The organism is Agromyces binzhouensis, assembly GCF_004135055.1.
Taxonomy (GTDB): Bacteria; Actinomycetota; Actinomycetes; order Actinomycetales; family Microbacteriaceae; genus Agromyces; species Agromyces binzhouensis.
In genome coordinates this window covers 1-3,660 of sequence record NZ_SDPL01000324.1, presented here as the reverse complement: position 1 = coordinate 3,660, position 3,660 = coordinate 1, and the positions used below count along the sequence as shown (strand labels likewise).

The 3,660-nt window shown below is 73.9% G+C and carries 4 protein-coding genes; all 4 read right to left on the bottom strand.

Going from position 1 to position 3,660, the window contains the following annotated elements; all coding sequences use genetic code 11:
* On the bottom strand, nt 1-357 hold a 357-nt coding region (locus ESO86_RS13425; RefSeq protein WP_277985230.1), incomplete at its 3' end, for a shikimate kinase.
* Nucleotides 350-1,561 carry a chorismate synthase gene (gene aroC / locus ESO86_RS13420; protein ID WP_129235468.1) on the bottom strand — a complete coding sequence of 404 codons (1,212 nt, stop codon included), beginning with the start codon at nt 1,559-1,561 and terminating at the stop codon, nt 350-352. The genes ESO86_RS13425 and aroC, both read right to left, overlap by 8 nt.
* 24 nt (nt 1,562-1,585) lie before the next feature.
* Nucleotides 1,586-2,464, bottom strand: a complete 879-nt coding sequence (locus ESO86_RS13415; RefSeq protein ID WP_129235470.1) for a shikimate dehydrogenase — start codon at nt 2,462-2,464, stop codon at nt 1,586-1,588.
* Between the two features lie 6 nt (nt 2,465-2,470).
* On the bottom strand, nt 2,471-3,660 hold a 1,190-nt coding region (gene mltG, locus ESO86_RS13410; RefSeq protein WP_340638860.1), incomplete at its 5' end, for an endolytic transglycosylase MltG.

Sequence of the window (3,660 nt, the reverse complement as noted above, 5' to 3'; positions counted from 1 at the left end):
CTCGGGGCTGACGTCCAGCCGGACGACGGCGAGGCCGGCGAGGTCGGCGCGCGTGTCCGGGTCGAGCACGGCGCCCCCGCCGAGCGAGACGACCGCCTGCTCGCGGAGCGCCTCGGCCACGACCTCGCGCTCGATCGCCCGGAAGTACGCCTCGCCCTCGCGAGCGAAGATCTCCTCGATGGGGCCGTGGCGGTCGACGATCCGGTGGTCGGTGTCGACGAACGGCGCGCCGACGGCCGACGCGAGCCTCGCGCCCACGCGCGACTTGCCGGAGCCCATGGGCCCGACGAGCACGATCGGGAGCGGGATCGCCCGCGAGTCGCCCGGCACGGACCTCGGAGCGGACGGCTCAGGCACGGATCGCGCCGTCGGCGACCTCGCTCGCGAGCGCGTCGGGGATCGCCGCGAGGTAGGCGTCGAGGTTGCGCCGGGTCTCGACGACCGAGTCGCCGCCGAACTTCTCGAGCACGGCGTTCGCGAGGGTCAGCGCGACCATCGCCTCGGCGACCACGCCCGCCGCGGGGACGGCGCACACGTCGGAGCGCTGGTGGTGGGCCGGGGCCGGCTCGCCGGTCGCGACGTCGATCGTGGGGAGGGCGTGCGGGACGGTCGCGATGGGCTTCATGCCTGCGCGCACGCGGAGCACTGTGCCGGTGGACATGCCGCCTTCGGTGCCGCCGGCGCGGTCGCTCGCCCGCACGATCCGGCCGTCGGCGAGGTGCAGCTCGTCGTGCGCGGCCGAGCCGCGCCGGGTGGTCGTGAGGAAGCCGTCGCCGACCTCGACGCCCTTGATGGCCTGGATGCCCATGAGCGCCGCGGCGAGCTGGGCGTCGAGGCGGCGGTCCCAGTGCACGTGCGAGCCGAGCCCGGGCGGCAGGCCGTAGGCGAGGACCTCGACGACGCCGCCGAGCGTGTCGCCGTCCTTGTGCGCCGAGTCGACCTCGGCGACCATCCGCTCGCTCGTCGCCGCGTCGAAGCAGCGCAGCGGGTCGGCGTCGAGCCGGTCGACGTCGGACGGCATCGGCAGCTCGCTGCCCTCGGGGACCTGGACGGGACCGATCGCGACCGTGTGCGACACGAGGCGGATGCCGAGCTCGGCGAGGAACGACCGCGCGACCGCCCCGAGGGCGACGCGCGCGGCGGTCTCGCGCGCGCTCGCGCGCTCGAGCACCGGCCGGGCCTCGTCGAAGCCGTACTTCTGCATGCCCACGAGGTCGGCGTGCCCCGGCCGCGGGCGGGTGAGCGGCGCACCGCGTCCTCGTCCGAGCGCCTCGGCGTCGACCGGCTCGGGGCTCATCACCTGCTGCCACTTGGGCCACTCGGTGTTGCCGATCCGCAGCGCCACGGGGCTGCCGAGGCTGAGGCCGTGCCGCACGCCGCCCGAGACGGCGAGCTCGTCCTGCTCGAACTTCATGCGCGCGCCTCGGCCGTAGCCGAGCTTGCGGCGCGCCAGGTCGGCGCGGATGTCATCGAGGGAGACGGGGATGCCTGCGGGGAGGCCTTCGAGGATCGCGACGAGTTCGGGGCCGTGCGATTCCCCGGCGGTGAGCCAACGGAGCATGCCCACCATCCTCCCACAGCGTCGTCAGAGGCTCCCGCGCATGACGTCGAGCACGGCCGCCTCGTCGGGCAGCGGCTCGAACGGGTCGCCCGAGACGAAGACGCGCACCTGCAGGAGGGCCTGGTGCAGCAGCATGCCGAGCCCGTGAGTGACGCGGCCCCCGCGTTCGAGCCATCCCGCCGCGAGCGCGGACGGCCACGGATCGTAGGCCACGTCGAGCAGCAGCGCCGAGCCGACCAGCGCATCCGACGGCGCCACGCCGAGGTCGGTGCCGCCGGGGACGGTGCTCACGACCAGGTCGGCGGATGACGCCACCGCGAGCTCCGCGAGCGGGCGCACCCGGACCACGAGCCCGAGTCGCCGGCCGAGCTCCTGCACGCCGACCGCCCGATCCGGATTGCGCACGAGCACGTCGACCTCCACGGCGCCGAGCTCGGCCATGGCCACGAGCGCCGACGACGCCGTGGCCCCGCTGCCGACCAGCACGCCGCGGTGCACGCGGCGGAGGTCGGCGTCCCCGAGCGAGCGGACGATGCCCCCGATGTCGGTGTTGAAGCCCTGCAGCGCGCCGTCCTCGGCGAACCGGACGGTGTTGGCCGCCCCGGCGAGTTCGACGAGGCGATCGGCCCCGTCGAGGTGGGCGAGCACCTCGTGCTTCAACGGCATCGTCAGCGACAGGCCGCGCCACGCGGCATCCGCCTCGCCTCGCGCGCGCTCGAGGAACCCGGCGAACTCCCCCGACCGGACCTCGATCGCGTCGTAGCGCCAGTCGAGGCCGAGGCGGTCGTACGCGGCCCGGTGGAGCGCCGGGCTCTTCGAATGCCCGATCGGCGAGCCCAGCACGGCCAGCCGGACCGTGCGCTCCTCCGCCGTGCCCGCGCTCGCCGCGCCGGACGCCGCCATCACCCGCTACCCGTTCTCATCGAGGTACCGCAGGAACTGCTGGACCGCGGCCTCGTGCTCTTCGAAGGTCGCCGAGAAGACCGTCTCGCCGGTCTCGAGGTTGACGGTGACGAAGTACAGCCACGGCCCGTCGGCCGGGTGCTGCGCCGCGTCGATCGCGACGTCGCCCGGGTTGCCGATCGGCCCCGGCGGGAGCCCGGGATGCACGTACGTGTTGTACGGGTTCGAGGCGTCCGCGCGCTCCGCGTCGGTGGTCGTGACGAGCGTGTCGTCGCCCGTCCCGTAGTGCACGGTCGAGTCGAACTGGAGCAGCTGGGTCGGGAACTGGTTCGCGTCGAGGCGGTTCCGGATGACTCGGGAGACCTTGTACGCATCGGCCTCGGAGCCCGCCTCGCGCTCGATGAGCGAGGCGACGATCACCGTCTCCCACCGGTCCTCGGGGGCGACCCCGGCCTCGTCGAGCGACTGGAAGGACCGGTCGACGAGCGTCTGCACCACCTCGTCGGCGGTGACGTCGGGTCCGAACGTGTACGTCGCGGGGAAGAGGAAGCCCTCGACGCTCGTGGCCTCGGCGGGCAGGCCGAGCGCCTGCGGGTCGGATGCCGCGGCCTCGAGCTCCTCGATCGGGATCCCCGTCGCGGCCGCGGCGTTCGCGAGCGCGTCGCGCGCCCACAGCCCCTCCTGGATCACGAACGTGTTCTCGAGCTTGTTCTCGGGATCGAGCAGCGCGTCGAGTGCGTCCTCCGCGCTCATCTGGTTCGCCATCCGGTACGCGCCGGGGTAGAAGATCGGCTGCTCGGAGCGGCTCGTGACCTCGTCGATGAACGCCTCGGAGGAGGCGACGATGTCCTGCTCCTCGAGGTTGCCCGCGATCGTCTCTCCGCCGTCGCCCTCGTTGATCATGAAGACGACCTCGCCCGTGCCCGCACCGGAGTAGTCCTCGGGAGGCTGGAAGCGCTCCATGAGCGACGTGATCGGCCCCTGGAGGAAGAACGCGGCGGCCGCGACCAGCGCACCCAGCACGATCAGCGCGATGAGGCAGCCCCACGCGCCGCGCCGTCGACGGTTCGGCTCGCGTTCGTGCTCCTCGAACTCCCACGCCGCAGCGGCGCGGCGGTCGGTGCGCGAGGGGCGCGCCGCGTCGTCGTCCCACACGGCGAACGGGTCCTGGTCGTGCGGGTCGGCCTCCGCGACGA

Bases quoted from the DNA above. Each gene is read 5' to 3' on its own strand.
- aroC (WP_129235468.1), bottom strand. From the start codon at position 1,561: ATGCTCCGTTGGCTCACCGCCGGGGAATCGCACGGCCCCGAACTCGTC.
- ESO86_RS13415 (WP_129235470.1), bottom strand. From the start codon at position 2,464: ATGGCGGCGTCCGGCGCGGCGAGCGCGGGCACGGCGGAGGAGCGCACG.